The following is a 23,905-nucleotide window of genomic DNA, read 5'->3' on the forward strand; positions in this document are numbered from 1 at the left end:
GATCAGACAACTCAGCAGGCGTATGTCGACAGCTTGGCCTGGATGAAATCCAGGAAGCATTGAATACGCAGCGCCAGTTGCGTGTTGCGGTAATAGACCGCATGAATCGGCTGGCGATAGCCACTGTTGGCCTCGGCCAGCAGCACCTGCAGACGGCCCGTGCGGATGTCGTCATGGGTCATGAAGTGCGACAGGCAGACGATCCCCTCACCCGCCAACGCCAACTGACGCAGGGTTTCGCCGCTGGAGGCCAGCAGCGCCGGACGGATCGCCCAGCGGTCGCCCTGGGCGTGACGCAGGGGCCAGTGGTTGAGACTTTCCGGCGCGCTGAATCCGAGCAGCCCATGCTGGCTCAGGTCCTCCACCGCGCGTGGCGTACCATGGCGCTCCAGGTACTGCGGGCTGGCCAGGATCAGCAGCGGGCTGCACCCCAGCGAACGGGCGTGCAGGCTGGAGTCGGCCAGCTCGCCGATGCGGATGGCGACATCGGTGCTGTGCTCGAGCAGGTCGATGATCAGGTCGTCGCTGTTGAGTTCGAGCTCGATGCCGGGGTACTGGCGGCGGAACTCGCCGATCCACGGCAAGATCGCGTGGAGCATGAACGGTGCAGCGGCATTGATGCGCAGGCGGCCGGTCGGTGTCTGACGGTTGATCGACAGGCGCTCTTCCAGATCGTCCATCTGCGCGAGAATCTGCCGCGCGCGTTCGAGGAAGAAGCGGCCTTCCTCGGTGAGGTCCATGCGCCGGGTGGTGCGGTTGACCAAGGTGGTGCCCAGCTTGGCCTCCAGACGCGACAAGGTCCGACTCATGGCCGAGGGCGTCTGGCCCATCTGCTCGGCAGCAGCGGAGATCGATCCGCCATCGATGACGGCCACGAATGCCTGAAGTTCTTCGGATCGAGTTTTCACGCGTGCGCCTTGGCGGGAGGAAGGAGTGATTGATAGCGGTTGATCGCTCACCGTGCAAGCACGCGCCCAGGCCATCGCTGCCCGACAGCGGACGAAAACAGCGCAGCCATCACTCAGCCTTGTCGAACAGCGCGCCCAAGTGCGCCTCGTATGCCGCCACCGCCGCTGGCACATCCGGACGTTTCATCACGTCGGTGGCCACGAAGCTGGGCAGGCCCGTCATGCCGAGGAACTGGTTGGCCTTGTGGAACGCGAAATACACCGCGTCCACACCTTTGCCTTCGAAGAAATCGGTCGGGTCGTCGAAGGCCTGCTGCGGCGCGTTCCAGGTGGCCGAGATCATGTAGCGCTTGCCCATGAGCAATCCGCCGCTGCCGTACTTCTGCGAAGCGTCGGAGCGGGTACGGCCATCGTTGGCGTACAGACGACCATGGCCTGCGGTGAACACCTCATCGATGTATCGCTTCACCGTCCAGGGCGCGCCCATCCACCAACCCGGCATCTGGTAGATCACCACGTCGGCCCAGAGGAATTTGCGCACCTCTGCCTCGATATCGTAGCCGCCGTCGATGAAGGTCTGCTGCACGTCGAAGCCCGCGTGGTCCAGGTAGGCCATGGCGGCTTCGTGCAAGGTGGTGTTCAGGCGGCCGTCGGAATGGGCGAAGTGCTTGCCGCCATTGAGCAAGAGGATATTTCTCATGGGAGGATCTCGTCGCAACGTTTGGGATGGCGGCAGGTTAGGCCGTCACGCAAGCTGGAAAAAGTCGGTCAGCGGCAAAAGGCTTTTGCCTGACAGTCACGAATCACGCACCGATTACTGCCCTACAATCGCACTTCATCTTTCCTGAGGATCCCACCGATGAACGAACCGGTCGCCTTCATTCTCAAAGCCAAGACCCGCCCGGAACAGGCAGCGGCCTTCGAGGCGTTGTTCCGCGCCTATGTCGAGCCCAGTCGCCAGGAACCGGGCTGCATCGAATACCACATGCTGCGAGACAAGGAAGATCCCAGCCTCTTCGTGTTCTACGAAGTGTGGGCCGACAAGGCCGCGTTCGACGCCCACTGCGCGTTGGCGCACATGACGAGCTTCTTCGAACGACGCATGGACTTCCTGGAGCGCGACTTCGATATCCAGCACGTCGACGTGCTCAGCCCTGACTTAGCGCGGCGCTGATCAGCGCCAGGCACGGGTATCCAGACTCCAGACACTGCCTGGTTCACAGGACCGCCACATAGCGCTTGCCGCCCCGCGAACTCTTTCCCCACAATCGGCTCCTACCTGCACCCGGATAGGGAGTCCCCCGTGCCATCCATCTACCAGCTCAAACCTCGCTTCCAGGCCCTGCTGCGACCTACGGTGCAGCGTCTGCACGATCGCGGGGTGACCGCCAACCAAGTGACCGTCTTCGCGGCACTGGTGTCGGTGCTGCTCGGGCTGTTGCTGGCCGCCCTGCCCGACGTCACCGGGTTGTTCATTCTGCTGCCGGTGTGGATGCTGCTGCGCATGGCGCTCAATGCCGTAGACGGCATGCTGGCCCGGGAATTCGGCCAGCAGTCGACCCTCGGCGGCTACCTCAACGAACTCTGCGACGTGATCGCCGACGCCGCGCTGTACCTGCCTTTCGCGCTGCTGACCGGCGTCTGGCCGGTGCTCGTGGTGCTGGTGGTGATCCTGGCGATCGTCAGCGAATACGCCGGCGTGATGGGTCCACTGGTCGGGGCTTCGCGGCGCTACGACGGGCCGATGGGCAAGAGCGATCGCGCCTTCGCGTTCGGCGTGCTGGGCACCGGCGTCGCCTTCGGCCTACTGCCGGCGAGCTGGATCAACGGCCTGCTGCTGGTCATCCTCGCGCTGTCGCTCTATACCCTCTACAACCGGGTGCGCCACGGGCTGGCCGAAACCCGCTGATTCCACTGCCGCAGGACAAGGACTTTCGCCATGCGCCAAGCGCAATCGCTGCACTTCCCGACCCACGATGGCGTCGAACTGCACTACCGGCACTGGCCGGCCACCCGCAACGCGTACCAGCCACGCCGGGCGCTGGTGATGTTCCACCGCGGCCACGAGCACGGTGCGCGCCTGGCGCACCTGGCCGACGAACTGAACCTGCCGGGCTACGACCTCTTCGCCTGGGACGCCCGCGGCCATGGTCTGTCACCCGGCGCGCGAGGCGACAGTCCGAGCTTCGCCACCAGCGTGCGCGACGTGCAGACTTTCATCGAGCATATCCAGTCCCGGCATGGCATCGCCGAGGCCGACATGGTGGTACTGGCGCAGAGCGTCGGCGCGGTACTGGTCGCCACCTGGGCCCACGACTACGCCCCCAAGGTGCGCTGCCTGGTGCTCGCCTCGCCGGCGTTCAAGGTCAAGCTCTACGTGCCCTTCGCTCGCCCCGGCCTGAAGCTGCTCAAGGCCGTGCGTGGCAATTTCTTCGTCAACAGCTACGTCAAACCGCAACTGCTGACCCACGATCCCGACCGGGTCGCCTCCTATGCCGCCGACCCACTGATCAGCCGACCGATTTCGGTGACCGTGCTGCTGGGCCTGTACGAAGCCGCCGAACGTGTGGTGGCCGATGCCCAGGCGATCCAGGTGCCGACTCAACTGTTGGTGTCCGGTGCGGACTTCGTGGTCGAGCGCGCGCCGCAGGAGCGCTTCTTCGAGCGCCTCGGCAGCGCGCGCAAGGAGCTGCACGTGTTGCCCGGTTTCTTCCATGACACCCTCGGCGAGCGTGATCGCGCCCACGCCCTGGCGCGCATCGAGCGCTTCATCGCCCATTGCTTCGACGCGCCGCTGGCGCCGCCCTCGCTGCTCGACGCCGACAGGACCGGCGCCAGTTGCGCCGAAGCCGAGGCACTGGCTGCCCCACTGCCACGCCACTCGCCGCGCGCGCTGTACTGGCGCAGCTACCGCGCTGGGCTGCGCCTGGTCAAAGGCTTGTCCGATGGCGTCAAGCTGGGTTTCGACACCGGCTTCGACTCGGGCAGCACACTGGACTACGTGTACCGCGACCAGGCCAGCGGCAAGGGTCGGCTGGGTCGCCTGATCGACCGCAACTACCTCGACGCCATCGGCTGGCGCGGCATCCGCCAGCGCAAGCTGCACGTCGAGGAACTGCTGCGCCTGGCCATCGAGCGGCTGCGCGAACAAGGCCGCGCGGTGCACATCGTCGATATCGCCGCCGGTCACGGCCGCTACATCCTCGACGCCTTGCAGACGCACCGGCCGGACTCGATCCTGCTGCGCGACTACAGCGAGCTGAACGTGCAACAGGGCACTGCCCTGATCCAGGAAAAAGGCCTCGGCGAGATTGCGCGCTTCGTCCAAGGCGACGCCTTCGACCGCCAGAGCCTGGCCAGCCTCGACCCGCGCCCAACGCTGGCCGTGGTCTCCGGCCTCTACGAACTGTTCGCCAGCAATCAGTGGGTGGGCAACTCCCTGGCCGGTCTGGCCGACGCCGTGGAAGACGGCGGTTACCTGGTCTACACCGGCCAACCCTGGCACCCGCAACTGGAGATGATCGCCCGCGCGCTGACCAGCCACCGGGGTGGCGACGCCTGGGTGATGCGCCGGCGTAGCCAGGCGGAAATGGACCAACTGGTGGAGGCGGCAGGCTTTCGCAAGATCACCCAGCGCATCGACCCCTGGGGCATCTTCAGCGTCAGCCTGGCCCAGCGGGTACGTTGATGGCCCGCGAGGCCGGTTTGATCCGGCGCGGGGTGCTGTGGCTGTTGCTGCTGGGGCCGCTGTTCTTCCTCAGCTATGGCCTGGCCAACAGCTACACGGCCACGCGCGACGACGTCGGCAGCCTGGTGTTCGACTGGGAACGGCATATGCCGCTGTGGCCCTGGACCATCATTCCCTATTGGTCGATCGACCTGCTGTACGGGCTGTCCTTCCTGCTGCCGCGCAATCGCCGGGAAATGGATCGGCATGCCCTGGCGCTGCTGACGGCGCAACTGCTCAGCGTCAGTTGTTTCCTGCTGTGGCCGCTGCGCTTCACCTTCGAGCGACCGGAGCTGGCCGGCCTGTTCGGCTGGCTGTTCGACGTGCTGATGGGCTTCGACAAACCGTTCAACCAGGCGCCGTCGCTGCATATCGCGCTGCTGGTGATCATCTGGACGATGTTCGCCCGCCACACCCGGCGCCCACTGCTGCGTGGGCTGGTGCACGGCTGGATGGCGCTGATCGGGGTGTCGGTGCTGACCACCTGGCAGCATCATTTCATCGACCTGCCCAGCGGCGCGCTGGTCGGCCTGTTGTGCGTCTGGTGGTGGCCCCATCGAGGGCCGCTGCCCCTGCACGCGGCGAGGCTTGCGCGCGAGCCGAAACGCTGGCGACTGGGCCTGCGCTACGGCCTCGGCGCCGGGCTGTGTGCCTGGCTGGGCGTGTCGCTCGGCGGGCTGTGGCTAGGCCTGCTGTGGCCGGCGCTGGCGTTGCTGATGGTGGCGCTGAACTACGTGCTGTTCGGTGCCGGTGGCTTCCAGAAGGATGCCACCGGACGCCTGTCGACGGCGGCAACCTGGCTGCTGGCACCGTACCTGATCGGCGCCTGGATCAACTCGCGCCTGTGGACCTGGCGACACCCTCACGCCGATGAAGTGTGTGACGGGGTCTACCTGGGGCGGATACCTGGTCGGGGTCAGGCGACTTCATTTGCTGGCGTGCTGGACCTGAGCGCCGAGTTGCCCTGCTGCTGCGATTTCCCCGCGATGCAGCAGGAACAGCCCGCCTACCTCAACCTGCCCACCCTTGACCTCATCCCCCCCAGCCCCGCGCTGCTGAATCAAGCCGCCGAGGCCATCGAACACCTGCGCCAGCACGGCAGCGTCCTGGTCTGCTGCGCCTTGGGCTATTCACGCAGCGCCAGTGCCGTGGCTGCCTGGCTGATCCACACCGGCCGCTGCGCCGATATCGAGGCGGCCCAAGCCCTGATCCGTAAGGCGCGCCCCGGCGTGGTGCTGCACCCAGGCCATCGCCAAGCCCTGCGACGCAAGGAGGTGCGTTGATGGACTTGCACCTGATTGCCGCCCTGCTTGGCCGCGGCCGACAACTGGAGCGCCTGTCCGATGGCCTCACGTTGTTGGCCATCGGCTACGGCCTCACGCCCCTGCTCGGCGTGCACCTGCCTGCGCTGGCCAGTGCCCTGTGCGCGCTGCTGCTGATCCTCGGCCTTGCCCACAAATACTGGGCGCTGCGCGTGGCCCTGGACGCCGAGCTGTTCACTCGCCTGGCCAGCAGCCCCCAGCTCGACGAAGACACCAGTGCGCTGGACCGGGCGCTGTTCGACCTCAAACTCAAGGCCAGTGCCGACGACCCGCGCCACTGGCCAGCCCGCAGCCAAGGCGCCCTGGCGCTGCTGCGGCGCCAGGCGCTGTGCCTGGCACTGCAACTGCTGCTGGCCTTGACGACCCTGCTGACGCTGCCTTTCACAGGATGAACCGCACCATGCTTCCAGCCCTCACCGCTTTTGCCATCACCTGCGCCGCACGCCTGATCACCGGAGCGCGCGCCCTCTGGCTTGGCTGCACGCCACAGCCGATACAACGCCTGTATTTCGCCAACCACAGCAGCCATGGCGACTTCGTATTGCTCTGGGCCTCGTTGCCCGAGCCGCTACGGCGGCGCACGCGGCCGGTGGCCGGCGCCGATTACTGGTGCCAGCCCGGCCTGCGCGATTTCATCATCCGCAAAGTGTTCAACGGCGTGCTCATCGACCGCCAGCGCAGCGATGCCCAGAGTAATCCGCTGCAACCGGTGCTCGACGCCCTGGCCCAGGGCGACTCGCTGATCTTCTTCCCGGAGGGCACGCGCAATCTGGGTGACGAGCCGCTGCTGCCGTTCAAGAGCGGGTTGTTCCACCTGGCCTCGGCCCAGCCGCAGATCGAAGTGGTGCCGGTGTGGATCGCCAACCTCAACCGCGTGATGCCCAAAGGCCGCGCCCTGCCGCTGCCGTTGCTGTGCACCCTGAGCTTCGGCGAGCCGTTGCACGTACAGCCTGATGAAGACAAGCAGGCGTTTCTCGAGCGGGCCCGGCAGGCCCTGCTGAACCTGGCCCCGAAGGAAGCCTGAAATGGAAGACAACACCCTGTCCCTGTTCATCGGCATCGGCGCCCTGCTGCTGCTCGCCAGCCTGATCGGTCGCCTGCTGAAATGGCGCGCCGGCCCCGGCCCGCATGCGGTGATCGACAACCTCAACGCCCGCATCAACGCCTGGTGGGTGATGGTGCTGGTGATCGGCCTGGCCTTCGTGTTCGGCAAGTACGGCGTGATCGTGCTGTTCTACTGCGTGTCGTTCTACGCGCTGCGCGAATTCATGACCCTCACTCCGACCCGGCGCAGCGATTACCCGGCGCTGGCGGCAGCCTTCTACGTAGCCTTGCCGGTGCAATACCTGCTGATCGGTATGGACTGGTACGGGCTGTTCAGTATCTTCATTCCGGTCTACCTGTTCCTGCTGCTGCCGATCCTGGCCAGCTTCGGCGGCGACACCACGCGCTTCCTGGAACGCGCCTCGAAAGTGCAGTGGGGGCTGATGATCGCGGTGTACTGCGTGTCGTCGGTACCCGCGCTGATGACGCTGGACATTCCGGGCTACGAGGGCCGCAACCTGTTGCTGATCGCCTGGCTGATCCTGGTGGTGCAGATCAGCGACGTACTGCAGTACGTGTGCGGCAAGCTGTTCGGCAAGCGCAAGGTGGCGCCCAACCTGTCGCCCTCCAAGACCGTCGAAGGCCTGGCCGGCGGCGTGGCCCTGGCCACCTTGGTGGGGGCGCTGCTGTGCTGGATCACGCCGTTCAACTTCTGGCAGGCGGCGCTGATGGCGTTGACGGTCAACGCCATGGGTTTCTTCGGCGGCCTTGTGATGTCGGCGATCAAGCGCGACCGTGGGGTGAAGGACTGGGGCCACATGATCGAAGGCCACGGCGGCATGCTCGACCGCATGGACTCGGTGTGCTTCGCCGCTCCAGTGTTCTTCCACTTCGTTCGCTACTGGTGGGCCTGACTGGAGCGAGTCGAACAGCGCATCCAGACACATGAAGGTCGAGCCCAGGCAACCGCAGCCACCGTTCAGCCCCTATGGTGACGGGTCATTCAGCCCGTCATCAGGAGCTCTGCCATGTCCGACTTCATCACTGTCCTGCGCGAAACCTGCCCGACGCCGGTCGTCAACGCGACCAAGTGGAAACGCATCGGCGGCGATCCGCACACCGTCAACCTCAACGCCTACCTGTCGGCCGACGGCAGCAAGATCATGGGCACCTGGATCTGCACGCCCGGCAAGTTCGAGGTGAACTACGACAAGTGGGAGTTCTGCCACTTCCTCGAAGGCTATTGCATCATCACCCCGGAGGGCGAAGAGCCCAAGCACCTGAAGGGCGGTGACGTGTTCGTCATCGAGCCCGGCATGAAGGGCACCTGGGAAGTGGTGGAGACCGTGCGCAAGTACTTCGTGTTCGCCTGACGCCTGAAGGGCCGCCAAGCGGCCCATCGCGACGCAAGGCCGCGTGCACAAAGGCCACGTGAGCCCGCTGATCGGAGCATCACGTGGCCTTTTTGCGTTCAGCTCAGTCGTCCTTCTTCCGATAGCCCTCGACGATCGCCGAGAAATCCTTGCCGCCCTCGCCGCGCAAGCTCATGGCTTGGTACAACTGCTGCGCGACTGCACCGAGAATCACCGGCTGGTGCGCCTGGCGCGCGGCCTCGGTGGCCAGGCCCAGGTCCTTGAGCATCAGTTCGGCGCCAAAGCCACCGGTGTAGCCGCGTGCAGCCGGCGCGGTGTCGATCACACCGGGCCAAGGGTTATAGGTATCGGAGCTCCAGCAACGGCCGGTGGAGCTGTTGATGATCCCGGCCAGCACCTGGGTGTCGATGCCCAGCGCATTGCCCAGGGCCATGGCTTCGGACACGCCGATCATGGAGATGCCCAGCAGCAGGTTGTTGCAGATCTTGGCAATCTGCCCAGTGCCCACTGCACCGCAGTGCACGATGTTGCGGCCCATCTGTTCGAGCACCGGCTTGAGCGTGGCGAACAGCTCGGGGCTGGCGCCGACCATGAAGGTCAAGGTCCCCGCCGCGGCACCACCGGTGCCCCCCGACACCGGCGCGTCGCCCATGTCGATGCCCTTGGCCGCCGCGGCCTTGGACACGTCGCGGGCAGTCTGCGGATCGATGGTGCTGCAGTCCAACGTCGGTGTGCCGGGCTTGATGCCGGCGAGCACACCGTCGTCCTCGTTCAGGTACACCGAGCGCACGTGGGCAGCGGCCGGCAGCATGGTGATCACCAGCTCGCTGCGGGCAGCGGCGTCCTTCGGCGAGGTGCTGACCTGCCCGCCCAGTTCGGCAAGCTCGGCCAGCACGGTTTTGTTGAGGTCGAACAGGTTCAGCGTGTGCCCGGCCTTGATCAGGTTGCGGGCCATGGGGGCGCCCATGTTGCCCAGACCGATGAATGCGATACGCATGACCAACTCCTTAACGCAGGCTGATGGTGGTGTTCACGCCGTCGTTGACGCTGTCATCGTCGAACCAGCGGGCCGTGACCGTCTTGGTCTGGGTATAGAACTGCACCACCTGTTTGCCATAGGGGCCCAGATCGCCCAGCTTGGAGCCGCGCGAACCGGTGAAGCTGAAGAACGGCACCGGCACCGGGATCGGGATGTTGATGCCAACCTGACCGACGTCGATCTCGCTCTGGAACTTGCGTGCCGCCGCGCCGCTCTGGGTGAACAAGCCGGTGCCGTTGCCGAACGGGTTGGCGTTGACCAGGGCGATGGCCTCATCGAGGGTGTCGACTTCAAGCGTGACCAACACCGGGCCGAAAATTTCCTGGGTGTAGATCTGCATGTCGGTGGTCACGCCGGAGAACAGGGTCGGGCCGACGAAGTTGCCGTGCTCGAAGCCCGGCACCTGCACGTCACGGCCGTCCAGCTCGAGCGTGGCGCCTTCCTTCACGCCGCTGTCGATCAGCCCCAGCACGCGCTCCTTGGCGCGCTTGGACACCACCGGACCGACGTCGGTCCCCGGCTCGCTGCCAGCGTTGACCTTGAGCCTGCTCGCCGCCGCCTTGATGTCCGGCAGCCACTCGCGGGCCTTGCCCACCAGCACCGCCACCGAGGTGGCCATGCAGCGCTGGCCGGCTGCACCGAAGGCCGCGCCGACCAAGGCATTGATGGTTTGGGTGCGGTTGGCGTCGGGCAGCACCACGGCGTGGTTCTTGGCGCCCATCATCGACTGCACGCGCTTGCCGTGCTGACTGGCAAGGTTGTACACGTGGGTGCCGACCTCGGTCGAGCCGACGAAGGACACCGCCTTGATGTCCTGGTGGGTGCACAGCGCATCGACCACCTGCTTGCCACCGTGCACCACGTTCAGCACGCCCGCCGGCACTCCGGCTTCCAAGGCCAACTCGACCAGCATCAGCGTCGACAGCGGATCCTGCTCGGACGGCTTGAGCACGAAGGTGTTGCCGCAGACGATGGCCATGGGGAACATCCACAGCGGAATCATCGCCGGGAAGTTGAACGGGGTGATACCGGCGCACACGCCGATCGGCTGGCGCAAGGTGTAGGTGTCGACGCCACCGGCCACATTCTCGGCGAACTCGCCCATCTGCAGGGTGCCGATGGACGCGGCGTGCTCCACCACTTCCAGACCGCGGAAGATGTCACCCTCGGCATCGGCCAGGGTCTTGCCTTGCTCGGCGCTCAGGGTCGCGGCGATGCGCTTGCTGTGCTCGCGGATCAGCGCCTGCAGCTTGAGCATGATGCGCATGCGCGCACCGATCGGCGTGTCACGCCAGGTCTTGAAGGCACGCTGGGCGGCAGCGATGGCGGCGTCGACTTCGGCGGCGGTGGCGAACGGCACGCGCGCCAGTACCTGCTGGGTGGCCGGATTGACCACGTCGCGCCATTCCTGAGTGGTCGACTCCACCCATTGCCCGTCGATCAACAACTTGGCCTGCTGCACGTGGGTCGTGGGGGTGTGGGGTGCGTTCATCTGCGCTCTCCTTGGAATTATTGTCGGAACGAAGACGCCTACGCCGCAGCGAACGGGGTGGCGTGCAGGGAGTGAGTTCGAGTATAGATGTGCAAACATCCAACAAGAATGCACAAAAAAACCGGATCAACATGCAAAAAGACCTGACCTCCCTCAGCGCGCTGAACTGGGACGACCTCAAGTTCTTCCTCGAAGTGGCGCGCACACGCAAGGCCAGCAGCGCCGCCAAACGCCTGTCGGTGGACTACACCACGGTGTCGCGACGCATCAGCTCGCTGGAAGGTGCCATGGGCACGCTGTTGTTCGAGAAGTCGCGCACCAACGGCTTCGTACTCACCGCCGAAGGTCAGCGCCTGCTGGGCTACGCCGAGTCGATCGAAAGCACCTTGCACATGGCCTGCGAACAGGTGTCCGGCTCCGGCGTGGCGTTGTCGGGGCATGTGCGCATGGGCTGCACCGAGGGCTTCGGCAGCTTCTTCGTCACCCCGCAACTGAGCCGCTTCGTCGACACCTGGCCAGCGATCTCGGTGGATATCCTGCCGCTGCCCCACTTCATCAGCCTGTCCAAGCGCGAGGCGGACATCGTCATCGCCCTGGAGCGCCCGGAGCACGGGCCGTATGTCTGCTGCAAGCTGTGCGACTACCGCCTGCGGCTGTATGCCACCCGGGAATACCTGGACAACCACGCGCCGATTGGCGAGGTGGCCGACCTGGCGCAGCACCCTTTCATCAGCTACGTCGACGACCTGGCCTTCAGTTCCGAGTTGCTGTACCTGGCGAACCTGATCCCTAACGCCCATGCCCACCTGCGCAGCACCAGCGTGATCGCCCAGTACACCGCCGCACTGCAAGGGCGTGGCCTGGCAATCCTGCCGTGCTTCCTGGCAGCGCAGGACGCGCGGCTGGTGACGGTACTGGAGGATGAGGTCGAGGTGACACGGCAGTTCTGGATGTACTGCCGGGAGGATCTGCGCAAGTTGAAGCGCATCACCCTGCTGTGGGACTACATCCGCGAGGTGACTGAGGCGAATGCGCCGTTGCTGATGGGCCAGACGCGCGAGATGGTGTTCGCGCAGGACTGAGGGCGACGGGCGTTAGCCGCACACTCGTCTTTCAATGGGCGCCCACCACGATCGACACCCGCCGGTTCTCGGTACGGCCGGCGCTGGTGCGGTTGTCGGCCACCGGCTGGCGGCTGCCCAACCCGCGTGTCTGGATATCGCCTGGCGGCATACCGATCCCCACCAGCGCCTGCGCCACGCTCTGCGCACGGCGCTCGGACAACTGCTGGTTGTACGCCGCCTTGCCCGAGGCATCGGCATGGCCATCGACGCGCACCCGCTGGATGCCGACCGACAGCAACGCGCGGCCAACGCGTTCGACGATCGCCTGGCTTTGCCCGTTGAGCCGGTCCAGATCGCTGCCGAACAGCACCTTGCCAGACAGATCGAACGCCCAGCCCTCTTCGCTGGGGGTAAAGCCCTCGCGCTGCAGCACAGCGATTTGCTCGGGACTCAGGCCGACGGGCGGCGCCGTCTTGCACGCACTCAACGCAGTCAGTGCCAGCAACAAAGCCAGCCAGGCGAGCGGCTGGCGGTAAAAAGGGTGTGTCACGGTTCAGCTCCTGTCATCGGGGTCCGTGGCCCAGTCACCACGCGCCGCTTGCCGGTGGCCGCGACGGCTGCGCTTGGCCTGGTACATCGCCGCATCGGCGGCATTGAGCAGACTGGCCGGGTCCTGGCCATCGTCCGGATAGAAGGCGATACCGACACTCAACGCACTGGGCACGCGGCGGCCATCGTCGAGCTGGATCGGCAAGCGCATGCTGGCGACGATCTTGTCGGCGATGCGCTCGGCGTCTTCACGCGAGTGCAGCGGGGTCAGCAGCACGGCGAATTCATCGCCGCCCAGGCGCGCCACCAGGTCGTGCTCGCGCAATTGTGCGCGTACGCGACTGGCGACGTTGATCAGCACCTCGTCGCCCACCGCATGGCCGAGGCTGTCGTTGATCTGCTTGAAGTGATCGCTGTCGAGAAACAGCACCGCCATGTGGTCTTGAAGGCGGGCGGCGTTGCGCAGGCTGCGGTTGAGCCTTCCTTCGAAGAACGCGCGGTTGGGCAGGCCGGTCAGGCTATCGTGGCTGGCCTGGTGAGCCAGGGTCGCGTTTTCGCTTTGCAGGTGGCTTTGCCAGACTTCCAGTTCGTCGAGCAGGGCATTGAAGTCGGTACCCAGTTCGTTGAGCTCGGCGATGCGTGCCTCGGGGACGCGTCGGTCGAAACTGCGCTCGCGGCGGGCGGCGTGGGCGACGCTGGCCAGGCTGCGCAGCGGTCGGACGATATCGCCGAACAGACGGCGCGACAGGTGCAGGGCGACCAGCGTGCTGAGCAGGATGCAGCAGAGAATGCCGAACAACCCACTGAGCAGGAAGCGCAGCAGGCTGCCGCCCTGCCCGGTCAGCTCGATATGCCCGACCGTGCGCTGCTGGTGGACGATGGGCCGATAGATGGGCTCGTCCAGCAAGGCCTTCGCCACCTGGCGCTCCAGCGGTGCAAGCAGCCCGGTGTCGTCGCGCTGCCAGTGCGCTAGCAGATCGCCGTCGAGGGCGAAGACCTTGGCGTCGGCGACCTCCTCGCTGCCTGCGATCACTGCCAGGGCCTCATTGGCGGCGGGGCTGTCGTCGAACACCACCGCGGCTTCCACGGTGTAGCTGATCGAGCGAGCGATCAGTTCCAGGTTGTGATTGGCATGCACACGCAGGGCGGCAACGCCGAGCAAGGTTCCCGAGATACCGGCCAGGCCGACCGCCAGCAGGGCGATGGCCAGATGGCCGCGGCCGAGTGCGGCGCGCAAGGTCGGCCGGCGTCTGCGCGTGAGGCGAGAGGTCATGGCTGCGCAGCCCGACGCCGCGACAATTGCAGCACGCTGGGATGAATACGCAAGCCGCTGCGCGCCACCGAGTCGAGGTTGACCGCGAAACTCACCTGCTCGTCCTCGACGCGCAGGCAGAACAGGCTGCCGACCGTACACGGGTCGTCCGCCTCGCTGATGCTCAGCACCGGATGGCCGACCAGCGCGTTGAACAGCCGATCACGCTCACCCGTGTCGAGTCGACCGATATACACCGCATCGCAGGTCTCGGCGGTGCGGGGGTCGTCGGCCAGCAGACGACGCACCAGCAAGGGTTGCGATGCAGTCTGCAGCTCGCCCTTGATCAGGTCATCGGCGTACTCGGTGGGACCGATCAGGCACAGGCGCAAGGGCGCGGGCTCCACCGGCCACCGGGCGTAGCTGAAGATTCCCAGGACCACTTGGGTCACTGCCTTGGCGCGCTGTTGCACCTGCACCGCAGTGGCCGGCGCATACGCCCGCGCAGGCTCGGCGAACGACGACAGGGCGACGATCAACAGCGACAACGCACAGCTCGCCACCCGCCACCGAGGCGAGACAACCACTGACATCTAGGAAACTTCTCAAGTTAAATTCAGATGTGTCGCACGATAGCACAAGGCCGCGATGCCAAGGTATTGACGAATGTCAGATATTTTCCAGCGCAAGGCCAGAAATCCGTCGCACCTTGCGCTTGACGGCCTCCTCGAACACGCCGGCTCGCGGCTCGATCAAGCTGAAGCAGGCTTTGGCACGGGTGATACCGGTATAGATCAGCTCTTTGGTGAGTACCGGATTCAGCGCATCGGGCAGCACCAGGGCGGTATGACTGAATTCCGAACCCTGGGACTTGTGCACCGTCATGGCGAAGACGGTTTCCACCTCGTTGAGCCGGCTGGGCAGCACGAAGCGTACGCCGCCTGAACCGTCGTTGCGCGCGAATGCCACGCGCAGCGAGGTTTCACCCGTCTCGTCTGGCAGCCGCAGGGCAATGCCGATATCGCCATTCATCAAGCCCAGGCCGTAATCGTTGCGGGTGACCAGCACGGGTCGCCCCTCGTACCACGGCAGGCGTGTATCGATCAGGCCGGCGCCGTGCAGCACCCGCGCTACGCGTTCGTTCAGACCCTCCACACCCCAGGCACCGCGGCGCACGGCACACAGCAACTGGAAACCCTCGAAGCTGCCCAGCACCCGCGCCGCCCAGTGCTCCCACTCGCTCGCGTCAGCCGGTGTACCCGGTGCCGGCCGATGGCGGCCGAGGGTGCGCAGGTAACTGCGGTAACCCTGGGGCCCCTCTTCGCCACGCCCCAGCCCCTCCAGCAACAGACGGTCGAAGGCCCGGTCGTGCTCGCCGCGCAGCGCCAGGCCGAACACATCGTCCGGCGGCAGGCTGAGCAGCGCGCGCGCCTGCTCGGCCTGCTGCAGGTTGACCCACCGTGCCAGCCGACCAATACCGCTGCCTTCACCGAAGCGCCGGGAGTGACGCAGCATCACCACCTGCTGCGCCAGGGCATGCTGCTGCGCATCGCCGGACAGCAGCCCGCTGTCATGCAACGACTGGCCACCGACCTGCTCCAGCCAGGCCTGGGTCGCCGCCGTGTAGCGCCCCTCCTCGGCATAGCGACACAGATCGCCCAGCACCGCGCCGGCTTCCACCGACGCCAACTGGTCCTTGTCGCCGAGCAGCACCAGGCGCGCGCGGCTCGGCAAGGCGTCGAGCAGGTTGGCCATCATTTCCAGGTCGATCATCGACGCCTCATCCACCACCAGGACATCCAGCGGCAGCGGGTTACCGGCGTGGTGGCGGAAATGCCGCGAGCCGGGGCGACTGCCGAGCAGGCGGTGCACCGTGCTCACCTCGGTGGGAATCTGCGCACGCAGCGTAGCGTCCACCTGCAAGCGCTCGACTTGCTGACCGATGGACTCGGTCAGGCGCGCTGCCGCCTTGCCGGTGGGCGCCGCCAGGCGGATGCGCAAAGGCCTGCCCTGCTCCACTGCCGGGCCTTGGAGCAGGGCCAGCAAGCGCACCACGGTGGTGGTCTTGCCGGTCCCAGGGCCGCCGGTAACGATGCTGAAGGCGGCGCGGGTGGCCAGGGCGCAGGCGAGCTTCTGCCAGTCCACCTGGCCAGCCGGCGCGCCGCCTTCGAACAACTGCGCCAGACGCGCCGGCAGGTCGTGGGGAATCGCTTCGTGGGTCGCGATGCGCTGCTGCAGCGAGTGGTCGACACGCCGCTCATAGCGCCAGTAGCGGCGTAGATACAGGCGCTGAGCACTGAGCACCAGCGGCCGCGCCTCATGCCCGGCGCTATCGCCATCGGCCACCAGTCCACTCGCTGCGATACGCTGCCGCCAGAGGGCGGGTTCGAGGGCGGCGAGCAGTTGTGAGGGCAGCAGCAACGGTCCGGCCAGGGCGTCGCCCTCCGGCGGCAGCGACAGCGCGAAGTCAGGCTCGGCCAGCGTCTGCTCCAGGTCCAGGCACACATGCCCATGCCCCAACTGATGACTGGCCAACGCCGCCGCCAGCAGCACCAACGGATCGCCGCCCGGCTCACGCTCCGCGAGAAAGCTGACGAATGCGCGGTCCAGCGCACGCAACCAGCCGCGTTCGACCCACCGGTCCAACAGCGCCAGCAGATCGTGGCTGTCGGCAAGCGGCGCCAAGGCCGCCAGGTGCTCGGCCTGCAACGGGGTGGGCAGCAGGTCGTCGAGGGTGCGGCTCATGGTGTGGCTCCGGCAAACAGGTCCTGCTGTTCGGGCTGGAGATCGCCGCGAAACAGCGCATCGAGCTGTTCGATCAGCTCACGGGGTGGCCGCACCGCGTACAGGCCGCGACCGGCACTGCCGGTGCCGCGCAGGAAAATGAACAGCGCGCCGCCGACATGGCGGTCGTAGTCATAGTCGGGCAGGCGCGCGCGCAGTTGGCGGTGCAGGGCCAGCAGGTACAGCACGTACTGCAGGTCGTAGCGATGATCGAGAATCGCCTGCTCCATGGCCGGTGCGTTATAGGCGTTGCCGTCCGGGCCGAGCCAATTGGATTTGTAGTCGGCCACGTAGTAGCGACCGTCCAGTTCGAAGGCCAGGTCGATGAAGCCTTTGAACATGCCATTGAGCTGACTGGCCAGTGCCGCCGGGCGCGCGGCGCCGCTGTGGGTGTGGCGCACGACGAGTTGGTCGAGACGGCGCACGTCGACCCGGTGGCTGGCAAACCAGAACTCCATCTCGATCTGGTACTGCTGCAGGTGCGCCAAGCGCAGCAGCGTACCCTCGGGAGCTAGCGGTAAGTCCTGAATGAGCAGGTGCTGCAACCATTGGCTGAGCGTGGGAATCCAGCCACTCCAGTCGCGACGATTGCAGCGCTGGCCCACGGTACGCTCGATCAACGCGGGCTGGCTGGCGATCTCGGCGAACCCCTCGCGGCCGGCCCATTCCAACAAGCCGTGGAGGAAGGTGCCGGGGTTCGGTCCGCGTGGGAAACGGTGGATATCACCGTTTTCCGGCGGTACCTCGCGCAGCAGTTGCGGATCGATGCTTTCGTCGTCGAGCAGTTGCTGGGCCTGGGAGCTGTCGGCCAACACGGTCTGGTCACCCACGCGCAACGCACTGTAGGACGCAATCCACCACTGCTCCGTCGCCGCACGTCGCGGCTTGAGTGCAGCTCGCCATTGCGTACCGTGACGCGGGGCCTGGAAGACCTGGTCATCGACCTCGGGCAGCGCTGGGCAGGCAATCGCAGCGCTTTGCGCGCACAGCGTCTGCAACCAGCCGGCCAACTGAGCGGAGTCGGACAGCGGCTGTCCGCCACCGAGCAGGTAGCCCAGGGCCGAGCGGTGCAACTGCGAGCTTTTCTGGTTGCCGCGCTTGAGGTCGGCCACCCCCAGCCAGCAGGCATGCTGGGCGCGGGTCAGGGCGACATAGAGCAGGCGCAGGTCTTCGGCCAGGCGTTCGTCATCGGCCAGGGCGATCTGTTCGGCTGTGGGGCTGAGGGTCAGCAATGGCTGACCGTCACGGTCGTGCCAGGCCAAGGGCAGGCGCTGACCGTCCACGGCCTTGCTGGTGCAGATGAACGGCAGGTAGACCAGCGGGTACTCCAGGCCTTTGGACTTGTGGATGGTCACCACCTTGACCAGTTGCTCGTCGCTTTCCAGGCGCAGGATCTGCTCCTCGCCCGCCAGCGCGGCATTGGCCAGTTGCTCGCTCAAATGGCGAATCAGCGCCTGCTCGCCGTCCAGCTCGCCGGCCGCCTGCTGCAGCAGTTCGGCCAGGTGCAGCAAGTTGGTCAGCACGCGCTCGCCATCGCTACGACCGATCAGGCTGCGCGGCAACTGAAAGTCGTGCAGCAAGCGACGCAGCATGGGCAGCACACCCTGGCGCTGCCAGGTTTCGCGATACAGGCGAAAGCGCATGACCCAGGCCTCCCAAACCCGCTCGTCTTGATTCAGACGCTCGAGCTCCATTAACGGCAGGTCCAGCGTCAGGCTGGCCAAGGCAGCCTTGAGCAGACGTTCGGCGTCGGGCTCGGCGCACGCCTTGAGCCAGGCCAGCAGGTCGTGAGCCTCTTGCGCGGCGAACACCGAATCCTTGTCGGACAGGTAGACGCTGCGCACGCCGCGCGCAGTCAGCGCGCTGCGGATCATCTGCGCTTCGCGGCCATCGCGCACCAGAATGGCGATGTCCGACGGACGGCAGCCACGTAACGCACCCTGTTCATCAGCGAAGCCACTCACCCCGAGCTGGCCGCCCATGAGCAACGCCACGATATGGCTGGCGCAGCGCGCCGCCAATTGCTGACGGTACTGGCTGCTGGACAGCGGTTCGTCGCTGGGCAGGTGCCAGCACTGCAACGCGGCGCACGCTTGACCGTCGATCAGCAGGCGTTCGCTGCGGCCCTTGGCGCGCACTTCGACGAAGGGCAGCGGGTTGTCATCGGCCTCGCGGAACAGGAAGGCACCGCGCCCCTGGGCACGCCGCTCGGCCAACAGGAAGGTGCTGTTGACCGCCTCGACCATGGCCTGGCTGGAGCGGTAGTTGGTGTCCAGGCTGTGCAGGCGTCCGGCAGTGGCTCGCCGGGCGTCCAAGTAGGTGAAGATATCGGCGCCGCGGAAAGCGTAGATCGCCTGCTTCGGGTCGCCGATCATGAACAGGCCGGTTTCGCGACGATTCTCGCCAATGCGATAGATGCGCTCGAAGATGCCGTACTGCACCGGGTCGGTGTCCTGGAACTCATCGATCAGCGCCACCGGGAACTGCTCGCGAATCAGCCCGGCCAAACGTTCGCCGGCCTCGCCACGCAAGGCCTGTTCCAGGCGCAGGAGCATGTCGTCGAAGCCCATTTCCGCGCGTCGGCGTTTTTCCACCTCGAAGCGCGCCGCGACCCAGCCGGCGGCATGCCCAAGCACTGCCGCATCGGGGCCGGGTAACGCCTGCAATTGAGCGCGCAGCTCGGTCATGGCCTGCAGTGCCGGGTGCTCGGGCGGTTGGCCGGACTTCCAAGCTTCGGCCATCCCGTCCGGGGTCAAGCGGGTGAAGCCCGTGCCCAGGTCGAGCTCCATGAGCTGATCATCGCCGGCCCAGGTGCGCAGCTTGTCGAACCAGGGTTCGAAGAAGCGCGCCTGTAGCTTGCGCCCGTCAGCCTGCTTGGCGGCCACCGCCGCGCGACAGATCTCCTGCAACTCATCGGCCCATCGCGCCCAGGGCGCCTTGAGCGCCTGCAGTTGCTGCTGGCGTTGCGCCAGGGCGGCGTCGATCAGCGCTTGCGGCTCAGGGCCTTCGGCGTCAGCGGGAAAGCGCCCGAACAATGGGCGGATACGCGGCAGCAATGCATCCGGGCTGAGCCAATGGCTGCGCACCCAGGCCAGCGCCTCGCCGTGCATGCCATAGCAGAAGCGCCGCCAGTAATCGCGCATGACTTGGCCGAGCAGTTCACTGTGATCGGTCTCCAGGCTCTGGGTGAACAGGCTGCCGCTGTCGAAGGCATGCTCGCGCAGCATGCGCTGGCACCAGCCATGGATGGTCGAGACCGCCGCTTCGTCCATCCACTGCACCGCCACTTCCAGGCGACTGGCGCACCGTGGCCAGTGGTCGTGTGGATAGTCGTCGCGCAGTTGATACAGCAAGGGGTCGGCGCCGTCCAACTCTCCACGGAAAAAGCGCGCCGCCTCGGCCAGGCGTGTGCGAATGCGCTCGCGCAGCTCTTTGGTGGCGGCATCGGTGAAGGTCACCACAAGGATCTGTGGAGGCAGCAATTCGCGGCCAAAGCCGTGTTCGCCGCCGTGGCCCAGAATCAGGCGCAGGTAGAGTGCGGAGATGGTGAAGGTCTTGCCGGTGCCGGCACTGGCTTCGATCAGTTGGCTGCCGTGCAGGGGAAAGCTCAGGGCCAGAGGCCGGGCCTGGGTCATGCGGCGGTCTCCGGCGAGTCCTGGGTTTTCCAGGCGGCGGTGAACAGAGGTCGATACAGGGCTTCGCACCAGCCTTCGAAGGTTTCGTCGGCCGTGAGTGCGGCGAAGTCGCGGAACTGACGGATCAGCGCAAGGCTTTCGCTGCGCTCGCCGAAACTGTTCTGGCCATCGCCTTCGTAGGCCTTCGCCGCAGCGGCCTGGGCTTTGTCCGGGTCTGACTGAGCGAGCCAGGCGAAAGCGGTTTTCGGCGCCACCGGCAGGGGCGCATTCATGCCCGCTTGACGCGCGACCAGCAGGTCGGCGAGCAGATCGCTGGCCTGGGCGTTGGGCAGAGGCGCGAGCAGCAGGGTCTGGTCGCTGGCCACCAGCGCGGTGTGCAGTGGATAACCCACGGCGCAGGCGGCAAGGTGCATGACCCACGCGGGGATCAAGCGATGCCACTTGAGGCTGTTGCGCCCGGCGCCGAGGCTGTTCGGGACGGTGGTAATGCTCAGCAAGTCCTCGCCATCGCCTTGATAGACACGGCCCAACCAACCTTCCAGGCGCAGGGCGCCACGCTCGAAACGAATCGGCAGCGCACCTTCGACCACGCGGGGCCAGCGCTGCAAGAGTTGGCGGTGCCGTGTCAGCAAATCAGGCAGTGGCTGGATCAGTTCAACCTGCAGCGACTCGCCAAAGCCCGCCAACGGCAGCAGCCCACAGGCTTGCAAGCGCCGCGCTTGGCTATGCAAGGCCTGCTCCGGGTCGTCAGTCGCGGTCAGTGCGGCATCGAGCAGGCGCTCGCTCAGGCTGTAGCGCTGCAGGGCATCCAGCACGAAGGGCTCTTCGTCGGGAGTGGGCGCTTGCAGGGCTTCGAAAAACACCTTGAGCCGCTGACTGAAGAAATGCCTCACCGGATGACGGAGAAAGTCCTGCAACTGGGTCAGGGTCAGCGGCTCATCGCTCTCGTACGCTGGCAGTACCAGGGTGTCCGGGATCGCTGTTTGATCAGGCTGGTGCAACACCTGCCACTCGTGGGCATAGCTGAACAGCGGGCTGTCCTTCTGGAAGTAGCGCTGACTGAACGGCTGCAACGGATGTTCCTGGGTGAGCGCGTGCAGCAATTGTTGACCAGAATCGTCGCGTTCGCCCTGCTCGGCACCGGCCAACTGCCAGCCGGTGGCGAGGTGATCGCGCAATTGACCGATCAATACCGACGCCGGGCGCTCGCTGTTGTCGCGGATACTGCGCCCGACCCAACTGACATACAGCTGATCGCGGGCCGAGAGCAGCGCTTCGAGCAGCAAGTAGCGGTCGTCCTCGCGTCGTGAGCGATCGCCGGGTCGGTAGTCGCTGGCCATCAGATCGAAATCCAACGGCGGCTGGGCGCGCGGGTAATCGCCGTCGTTCATGCCCAGCAGGCAGACGATGCGGAAGGGAATGGCGCGCATGGGCATCAGTGTGCAGAAATTCACCGAGCCAGCCAGGAAGCGTTGCGACAACTTGCCTTGATCGAGACCCGACAACCAGGCCTCGCGCACGACCGTCAGGGGCAGTTGTTCGTCCAAGCCGACCGTTTCGCAGGTTTCCAGCCAGGTGTCGCGCAGGTCCTGCAACTCGACCAGCAGCAGTTCGTCATGTTCTTCCTCGGCCAGGAAGAACACCTGCAGCAGGGCATGCAGGCGCGCGCCCCACTGCTGAACGCTGGCAGGTTCGGCGAGGTGCTGGCAGGCCACTTCCAACGCATCCAGCAAGGCGACCAGCGGACCGATCAGGGCGGCATCGAGACCGCCGATCTCATCGAACGGCTCGATGCCGTCACAGCCTTCACCGACACCTACCGCATAGCCCAGCAGCATACGCCGCAAGCCGAATCGCCAACTGTTCTGTTCCAGCCCCTCCGGCAGGCCGAGGCTGGCTCGCTGCTCGCCGCTCAGGCCCCAACGGATGCCTGCGCCTTCGATCCAGCGGTGCAAGGTCGGCAGGTCGCTTTGCTTGATGCCGAAGCGTGCGCGCAGCGCGGGCACGTCAAGCAGGTCGAGGATCTCGCTGACGGCAAAGCGGCTGTCGGGCAGCTTGAGCAGGTGCTCCAGGGCGATGAGCAGCGGATCGCGGCCACGCTGGCCCTGGTCGGTGAGGGTGAAGGGGATGTAGCGCGGGTCATGGCGGTCGAGTTGACCGAACACGGCGCGGATATGCGGGGCATAGTCGTCGATGGCCGGTAGCATGACGATGACATCGCGTGGGCGCAGCGTCGGGTCGTTGCTGAACCGAGCGAGCAGTTGATCGTGCAGGATCTCGACCTCGCGCTGCGGACTGTGCGCCACGTGAAAACGAATCGAGCGGTCGCTCGCGGCATTGACGGCAGGCCAGGTTTCGCGGGTTTCCGACAGCGGGCGCAACTCGAGGATGTCGTCCTGCAACTGATTGAGCAACGTCAGCGGTTGCGCCTCGCTGAACAAGTCGATACGGCCGTCGCTGAAGACACCACGGTAGCTGCCAGGGTCATCGTAGCTGTCGAGCAGGTTGATGTAGTCACGGCCTTGCTTGCCCCAGGCGGCCAACAGGGGATGGGCGTGCTGATGAAGCGCCTCGTCGTCCAGTTGCAGCGGCATGCTGTGTTTACGCTGCAGACGCTTGTACTGATGCCGGAGCAGGTCCTTGTCGGCGACGATGTCGCCCCAGTGGTGGCGGCAGGGGTTGTGTACGCACAGCAGCACTTGGCTGAAGCGGGCCAGACCGGCCAGTGCTTCGAGGGTTTGGGCGGGCAGCGATGAGATACCGAACACCATCACCCGCGCAGGCAATCCCGGGGGCGCGTGCTCCAAGGCATCGACTCGCTCGATGAAGCGCTGATGCACACCGGCGCGGCTTTGCGCCATGCCCTCTGCCCCGACATCGTCCAGCAGCGCCCGCCACAATTCGGCCTGCCAGCGATTGCCGTCCGCCAAAGGCTTGCGCTCGCCACGGGCGGTGTTGAGTACGTGGTGGCCTGAGGCCCAGTCTTTGAGCCAATCGGCGCGATAGACCTGGTATTGGTCGAACAGGTCGGCCAGACGTTCAGCCAACTGGTAGCGTTTGCGCAGGTCCGTGTCGTCAGTGAGGAAGCGTTTGAGCGGCTCGAAATGGGGGCGCTCGATCAGGGCCGGCAGCAGGCGCATCAGGCGCCAGGTCAATGGGGCTTTGTCGAGCAGCGAAACTTCTGGAATCTGATCACGGCCCAGCACGCGACGGTAGAGTTGCCACATGAAACTGCCGGGCAACTGCACATCGATGGCGGCCGCGATACCGCAGCCGCCGTCATCGTCTTCAGGGTCTTCGGCCAATGCGAGCTTGAGCCATTGGGCGATGCCGTTGCTCTGCACCAGGGCGATTTCGTTTTCAAGCGGAGCCAACGGGTAATTACGCATGACGCTCACCACCAGGCTGCGCAACTCGTCGAGGCGGTTGCCTTGAACGATCATGAAGCCGGGTTGCAGTGAGGTGGTGGTGGCCATTGCGGGTTCTCTGGAAAACGGATTCGCTGACGGAACCATACTGGGTGGCGAGAGTGGCAGCAATGCGCCTCTTGGAATGGCCTTGTTTTGAGCGTCGTGAAAAGACAAAACCCCTACCTGCTCGTGCAGATAGGGGTTTTGCGAAATGAATCTTGACGATGACCTACTCTCACATGGGGAAACCCCACACTACCATCGGCGATGCATCGTTTCACTGCTGAGTTCGGGATGGGATCAGGT

19 protein-coding genes and 1 rRNA gene are annotated in these 23,905 nt (G+C 65.7%); 9 read left to right on the forward strand and 11 right to left on the reverse strand.

Annotated features, from left to right (window positions below; genetic code table 11):
* Nucleotides 1-11: 11 nt before the first annotated feature.
* Together Q7C30_RS10450 and Q7C30_RS10455 are read right to left on the reverse strand one after the other, a co-directional pair.
* Nucleotides 12-908, reverse strand: coding sequence for a LysR family transcriptional regulator (locus Q7C30_RS10450; RefSeq protein ID WP_317871444.1), 897 nt, complete (start codon nucleotides 906-908; stop codon nucleotides 12-14).
* A 109-nt stretch (nucleotides 909-1,017) separates the two neighbouring features.
* Nucleotides 1,018-1,608, reverse strand: coding sequence for an NAD(P)H-dependent oxidoreductase (locus Q7C30_RS10455; RefSeq protein ID WP_317871445.1), 591 nt, complete (start codon nucleotides 1,606-1,608; stop codon nucleotides 1,018-1,020).
* 159 nt (nucleotides 1,609-1,767) lie between these two features.
* On the opposite strand from Q7C30_RS10455, the gene Q7C30_RS10460 reads away from it, so the two are divergent.
* The 8 genes from Q7C30_RS10460 to Q7C30_RS10495 all read left to right on the forward strand — a co-directional run bounded on the left by Q7C30_RS10460 (nucleotide 1,768) and on the right by Q7C30_RS10495 (nucleotide 8,374).
* Complete coding sequence (locus Q7C30_RS10460) at nucleotides 1,768-2,082, forward strand: putative quinol monooxygenase (protein ID WP_317871446.1); 315 nt, start codon at nucleotides 1,768-1,770, stop codon at nucleotides 2,080-2,082.
* Nucleotides 2,083-2,211: 129 nt separating this feature from the next.
* The gene (locus tag Q7C30_RS10465; RefSeq protein WP_116887539.1) at nucleotides 2,212-2,817 is read left to right on the forward strand and encodes a CDP-alcohol phosphatidyltransferase family protein; all 606 of its coding nucleotides are present in this window, start codon (nucleotides 2,212-2,214) and stop codon (nucleotides 2,815-2,817) included.
* A gap of 30 nt (nucleotides 2,818-2,847) precedes the next feature.
* A complete protein-coding gene (locus Q7C30_RS10470) occupies nucleotides 2,848-4,596 on the forward strand; it encodes a bifunctional alpha/beta hydrolase/class I SAM-dependent methyltransferase (protein WP_317871447.1) in 1,749 nt (582 codons plus the stop codon).
* The gene (locus tag Q7C30_RS10475) at nucleotides 4,596-5,918 is read left to right on the forward strand and encodes a phosphatase PAP2/dual specificity phosphatase family protein (protein ID WP_317871448.1); all 1,323 of its coding nucleotides are present in this window, start codon (nucleotides 4,596-4,598) and stop codon (nucleotides 5,916-5,918) included. Before Q7C30_RS10470 ends, Q7C30_RS10475 begins: the two co-directional genes overlap by 1 nt.
* Complete coding sequence (locus Q7C30_RS10480) at nucleotides 5,918-6,349, forward strand: hypothetical protein (protein ID WP_317871449.1); 432 nt, start codon at nucleotides 5,918-5,920, stop codon at nucleotides 6,347-6,349. Before Q7C30_RS10475 ends, Q7C30_RS10480 begins: the two co-directional genes overlap by 1 nt.
* 8 nt (nucleotides 6,350-6,357) lie before the next feature.
* The gene (locus Q7C30_RS10485; RefSeq protein WP_295486013.1) at nucleotides 6,358-6,981 is read left to right on the forward strand and encodes a lysophospholipid acyltransferase family protein; all 624 of its coding nucleotides are present in this window, start codon (nucleotides 6,358-6,360) and stop codon (nucleotides 6,979-6,981) included.
* A gap of 1 nt (nucleotide 6,982) precedes the next feature.
* Complete coding sequence (locus Q7C30_RS10490) at nucleotides 6,983-7,915, forward strand: phosphatidate cytidylyltransferase (protein ID WP_039575048.1); 933 nt, start codon at nucleotides 6,983-6,985, stop codon at nucleotides 7,913-7,915.
* 114 nt (nucleotides 7,916-8,029) lie between these two features.
* Complete coding sequence (locus Q7C30_RS10495) at nucleotides 8,030-8,374, forward strand: cupin domain-containing protein (RefSeq protein WP_029613387.1); 345 nt, start codon at nucleotides 8,030-8,032, stop codon at nucleotides 8,372-8,374.
* Nucleotides 8,375-8,477: 103 nt separating this feature from the next.
* Here Q7C30_RS10495 and mmsB read toward each other — a convergent pair whose 3' ends face one another.
* Together mmsB and Q7C30_RS10505 are read right to left on the reverse strand one after the other, a co-directional pair.
* Nucleotides 8,478-9,371, reverse strand: a complete 894-nt coding sequence (mmsB, locus tag Q7C30_RS10500) for a 3-hydroxyisobutyrate dehydrogenase (RefSeq protein WP_317871450.1) — start codon at nucleotides 9,369-9,371, stop codon at nucleotides 8,478-8,480.
* Between the two features lie 10 nt (nucleotides 9,372-9,381).
* On the reverse strand, nucleotides 9,382-10,905 hold the full coding sequence (locus tag Q7C30_RS10505; protein ID WP_295486004.1) for a CoA-acylating methylmalonate-semialdehyde dehydrogenase: 1,524 nt from the start codon (nucleotides 10,903-10,905) through the stop codon (nucleotides 9,382-9,384).
* A gap of 131 nt (nucleotides 10,906-11,036) precedes the next feature.
* Between Q7C30_RS10505 and Q7C30_RS10510 the strand changes: the two genes are divergently transcribed.
* Entirely contained in the window at nucleotides 11,037-11,987 is a 951-nt protein-coding gene (locus tag Q7C30_RS10510) for a LysR family transcriptional regulator (RefSeq protein WP_116887532.1), read from the forward strand.
* A 31-nt stretch (nucleotides 11,988-12,018) separates the two neighbouring features.
* On the opposite strand, the gene Q7C30_RS10515 is transcribed toward Q7C30_RS10510, so the two are convergent.
* The 7 genes from Q7C30_RS10515 to rrf all read right to left on the reverse strand — a co-directional run.
* Nucleotides 12,019-12,519, reverse strand: coding sequence for an OmpA family protein (locus Q7C30_RS10515; protein ID WP_317871451.1), 501 nt, complete (start codon nucleotides 12,517-12,519; stop codon nucleotides 12,019-12,021).
* Nucleotides 12,520-12,522: 3 nt separating this feature from the next.
* Nucleotides 12,523-13,791: a diguanylate cyclase gene (locus Q7C30_RS10520; RefSeq protein WP_317871452.1), complete on the reverse strand. Its 1,269-nt coding sequence runs from the start codon at nucleotides 13,789-13,791 to the stop codon at nucleotides 12,523-12,525.
* Nucleotides 13,788-14,357 (reverse strand): YfiR family protein, encoded by a 570-nt coding sequence (locus Q7C30_RS10525; RefSeq protein WP_317871457.1) that lies wholly within the window; start codon nucleotides 14,355-14,357, stop codon nucleotides 13,788-13,790. The genes Q7C30_RS10520 and Q7C30_RS10525 overlap by 4 nt, the downstream gene beginning before the upstream one ends.
* 82 nt (nucleotides 14,358-14,439) lie before the next feature.
* The gene (gene recD / locus Q7C30_RS10530) at nucleotides 14,440-16,515 is read right to left on the reverse strand and encodes an exodeoxyribonuclease V subunit alpha (protein WP_317871453.1); all 2,076 of its coding nucleotides are present in this window, start codon (nucleotides 16,513-16,515) and stop codon (nucleotides 14,440-14,442) included.
* The gene (gene recB / locus Q7C30_RS10535) at nucleotides 16,512-20,189 is read right to left on the reverse strand and encodes an exodeoxyribonuclease V subunit beta (protein WP_317871454.1); all 3,678 of its coding nucleotides are present in this window, start codon (nucleotides 20,187-20,189) and stop codon (nucleotides 16,512-16,514) included. Before recB ends, recD begins: the two co-directional genes overlap by 4 nt.
* Nucleotides 20,186-23,665 (reverse strand): exodeoxyribonuclease V subunit gamma, encoded by a 3,480-nt coding sequence (gene recC / locus Q7C30_RS10540; protein ID WP_317871455.1) that lies wholly within the window; start codon nucleotides 23,663-23,665, stop codon nucleotides 20,186-20,188. The genes recB and recC overlap by 4 nt, the downstream gene beginning before the upstream one ends.
* 150 nt (nucleotides 23,666-23,815) lie before the next feature.
* Nucleotides 23,816-23,905 (reverse strand): 5S ribosomal RNA (gene rrf / locus Q7C30_RS10545); the annotation flags it as partial.

The organism is Pseudomonas sp. RAC1 (genome assembly GCF_030658255.1).
GTDB classification, from domain to species: domain Bacteria; phylum Pseudomonadota; class Gammaproteobacteria; order Pseudomonadales; family Pseudomonadaceae; genus Aquipseudomonas; species Aquipseudomonas boreofloridensis.

Excerpts from the sequence above, each read along its gene's own strand:
- Q7C30_RS10495 (WP_029613387.1), top strand. The coding sequence starts at position 8,030 with ATGTCCGACTTCATCACTGTCCTGCGCGAAACCTGCCCGACGCCGGTC.
- Q7C30_RS10485 (WP_295486013.1), top strand. The coding sequence starts at position 6,358 with ATGCTTCCAGCCCTCACCGCTTTTGCCATCACCTGCGCCGCACGCCTG.
- Q7C30_RS10475 (WP_317871448.1), top strand. The coding sequence starts at position 4,596 with ATGGCCCGCGAGGCCGGTTTGATCCGGCGCGGGGTGCTGTGGCTGTTG.
- recD (WP_317871453.1), bottom strand. The coding sequence starts at position 16,515 with ATGAGCCGCACCCTCGACGACCTGCTGCCCACCCCGTTGCAGGCCGAG.
- Q7C30_RS10510 (WP_116887532.1), top strand. The coding sequence starts at position 11,037 with ATGCAAAAAGACCTGACCTCCCTCAGCGCGCTGAACTGGGACGACCTC.
- Q7C30_RS10490 (WP_039575048.1), top strand. The coding sequence starts at position 6,983 with ATGGAAGACAACACCCTGTCCCTGTTCATCGGCATCGGCGCCCTGCTG.
- Q7C30_RS10455 (WP_317871445.1), bottom strand. The coding sequence starts at position 1,608 with ATGAGAAATATCCTCTTGCTCAATGGCGGCAAGCACTTCGCCCATTCC.
- Q7C30_RS10460 (WP_317871446.1), top strand. The coding sequence starts at position 1,768 with ATGAACGAACCGGTCGCCTTCATTCTCAAAGCCAAGACCCGCCCGGAA.
- recC (WP_317871455.1), bottom strand. The coding sequence starts at position 23,665 with ATGGCCACCACCACCTCACTGCAACCCGGCTTCATGATCGTTCAAGGC.
- Q7C30_RS10480 (WP_317871449.1), top strand. The coding sequence starts at position 5,918 with ATGGACTTGCACCTGATTGCCGCCCTGCTTGGCCGCGGCCGACAACTG.
- recB (WP_317871454.1), bottom strand. The coding sequence starts at position 20,189 with ATGACCCAGGCCCGGCCTCTGGCCCTGAGCTTTCCCCTGCACGGCAGC.
- Q7C30_RS10470 (WP_317871447.1), top strand. The coding sequence starts at position 2,848 with ATGCGCCAAGCGCAATCGCTGCACTTCCCGACCCACGATGGCGTCGAA.
- mmsB (WP_317871450.1), bottom strand. The coding sequence starts at position 9,371 with ATGCGTATCGCATTCATCGGTCTGGGCAACATGGGCGCCCCCATGGCC.
- Q7C30_RS10505 (WP_295486004.1), bottom strand. The coding sequence starts at position 10,905 with ATGAACGCACCCCACACCCCCACGACCCACGTGCAGCAGGCCAAGTTG.
- Q7C30_RS10520 (WP_317871452.1), bottom strand. The coding sequence starts at position 13,791 with ATGACCTCTCGCCTCACGCGCAGACGCCGGCCGACCTTGCGCGCCGCA.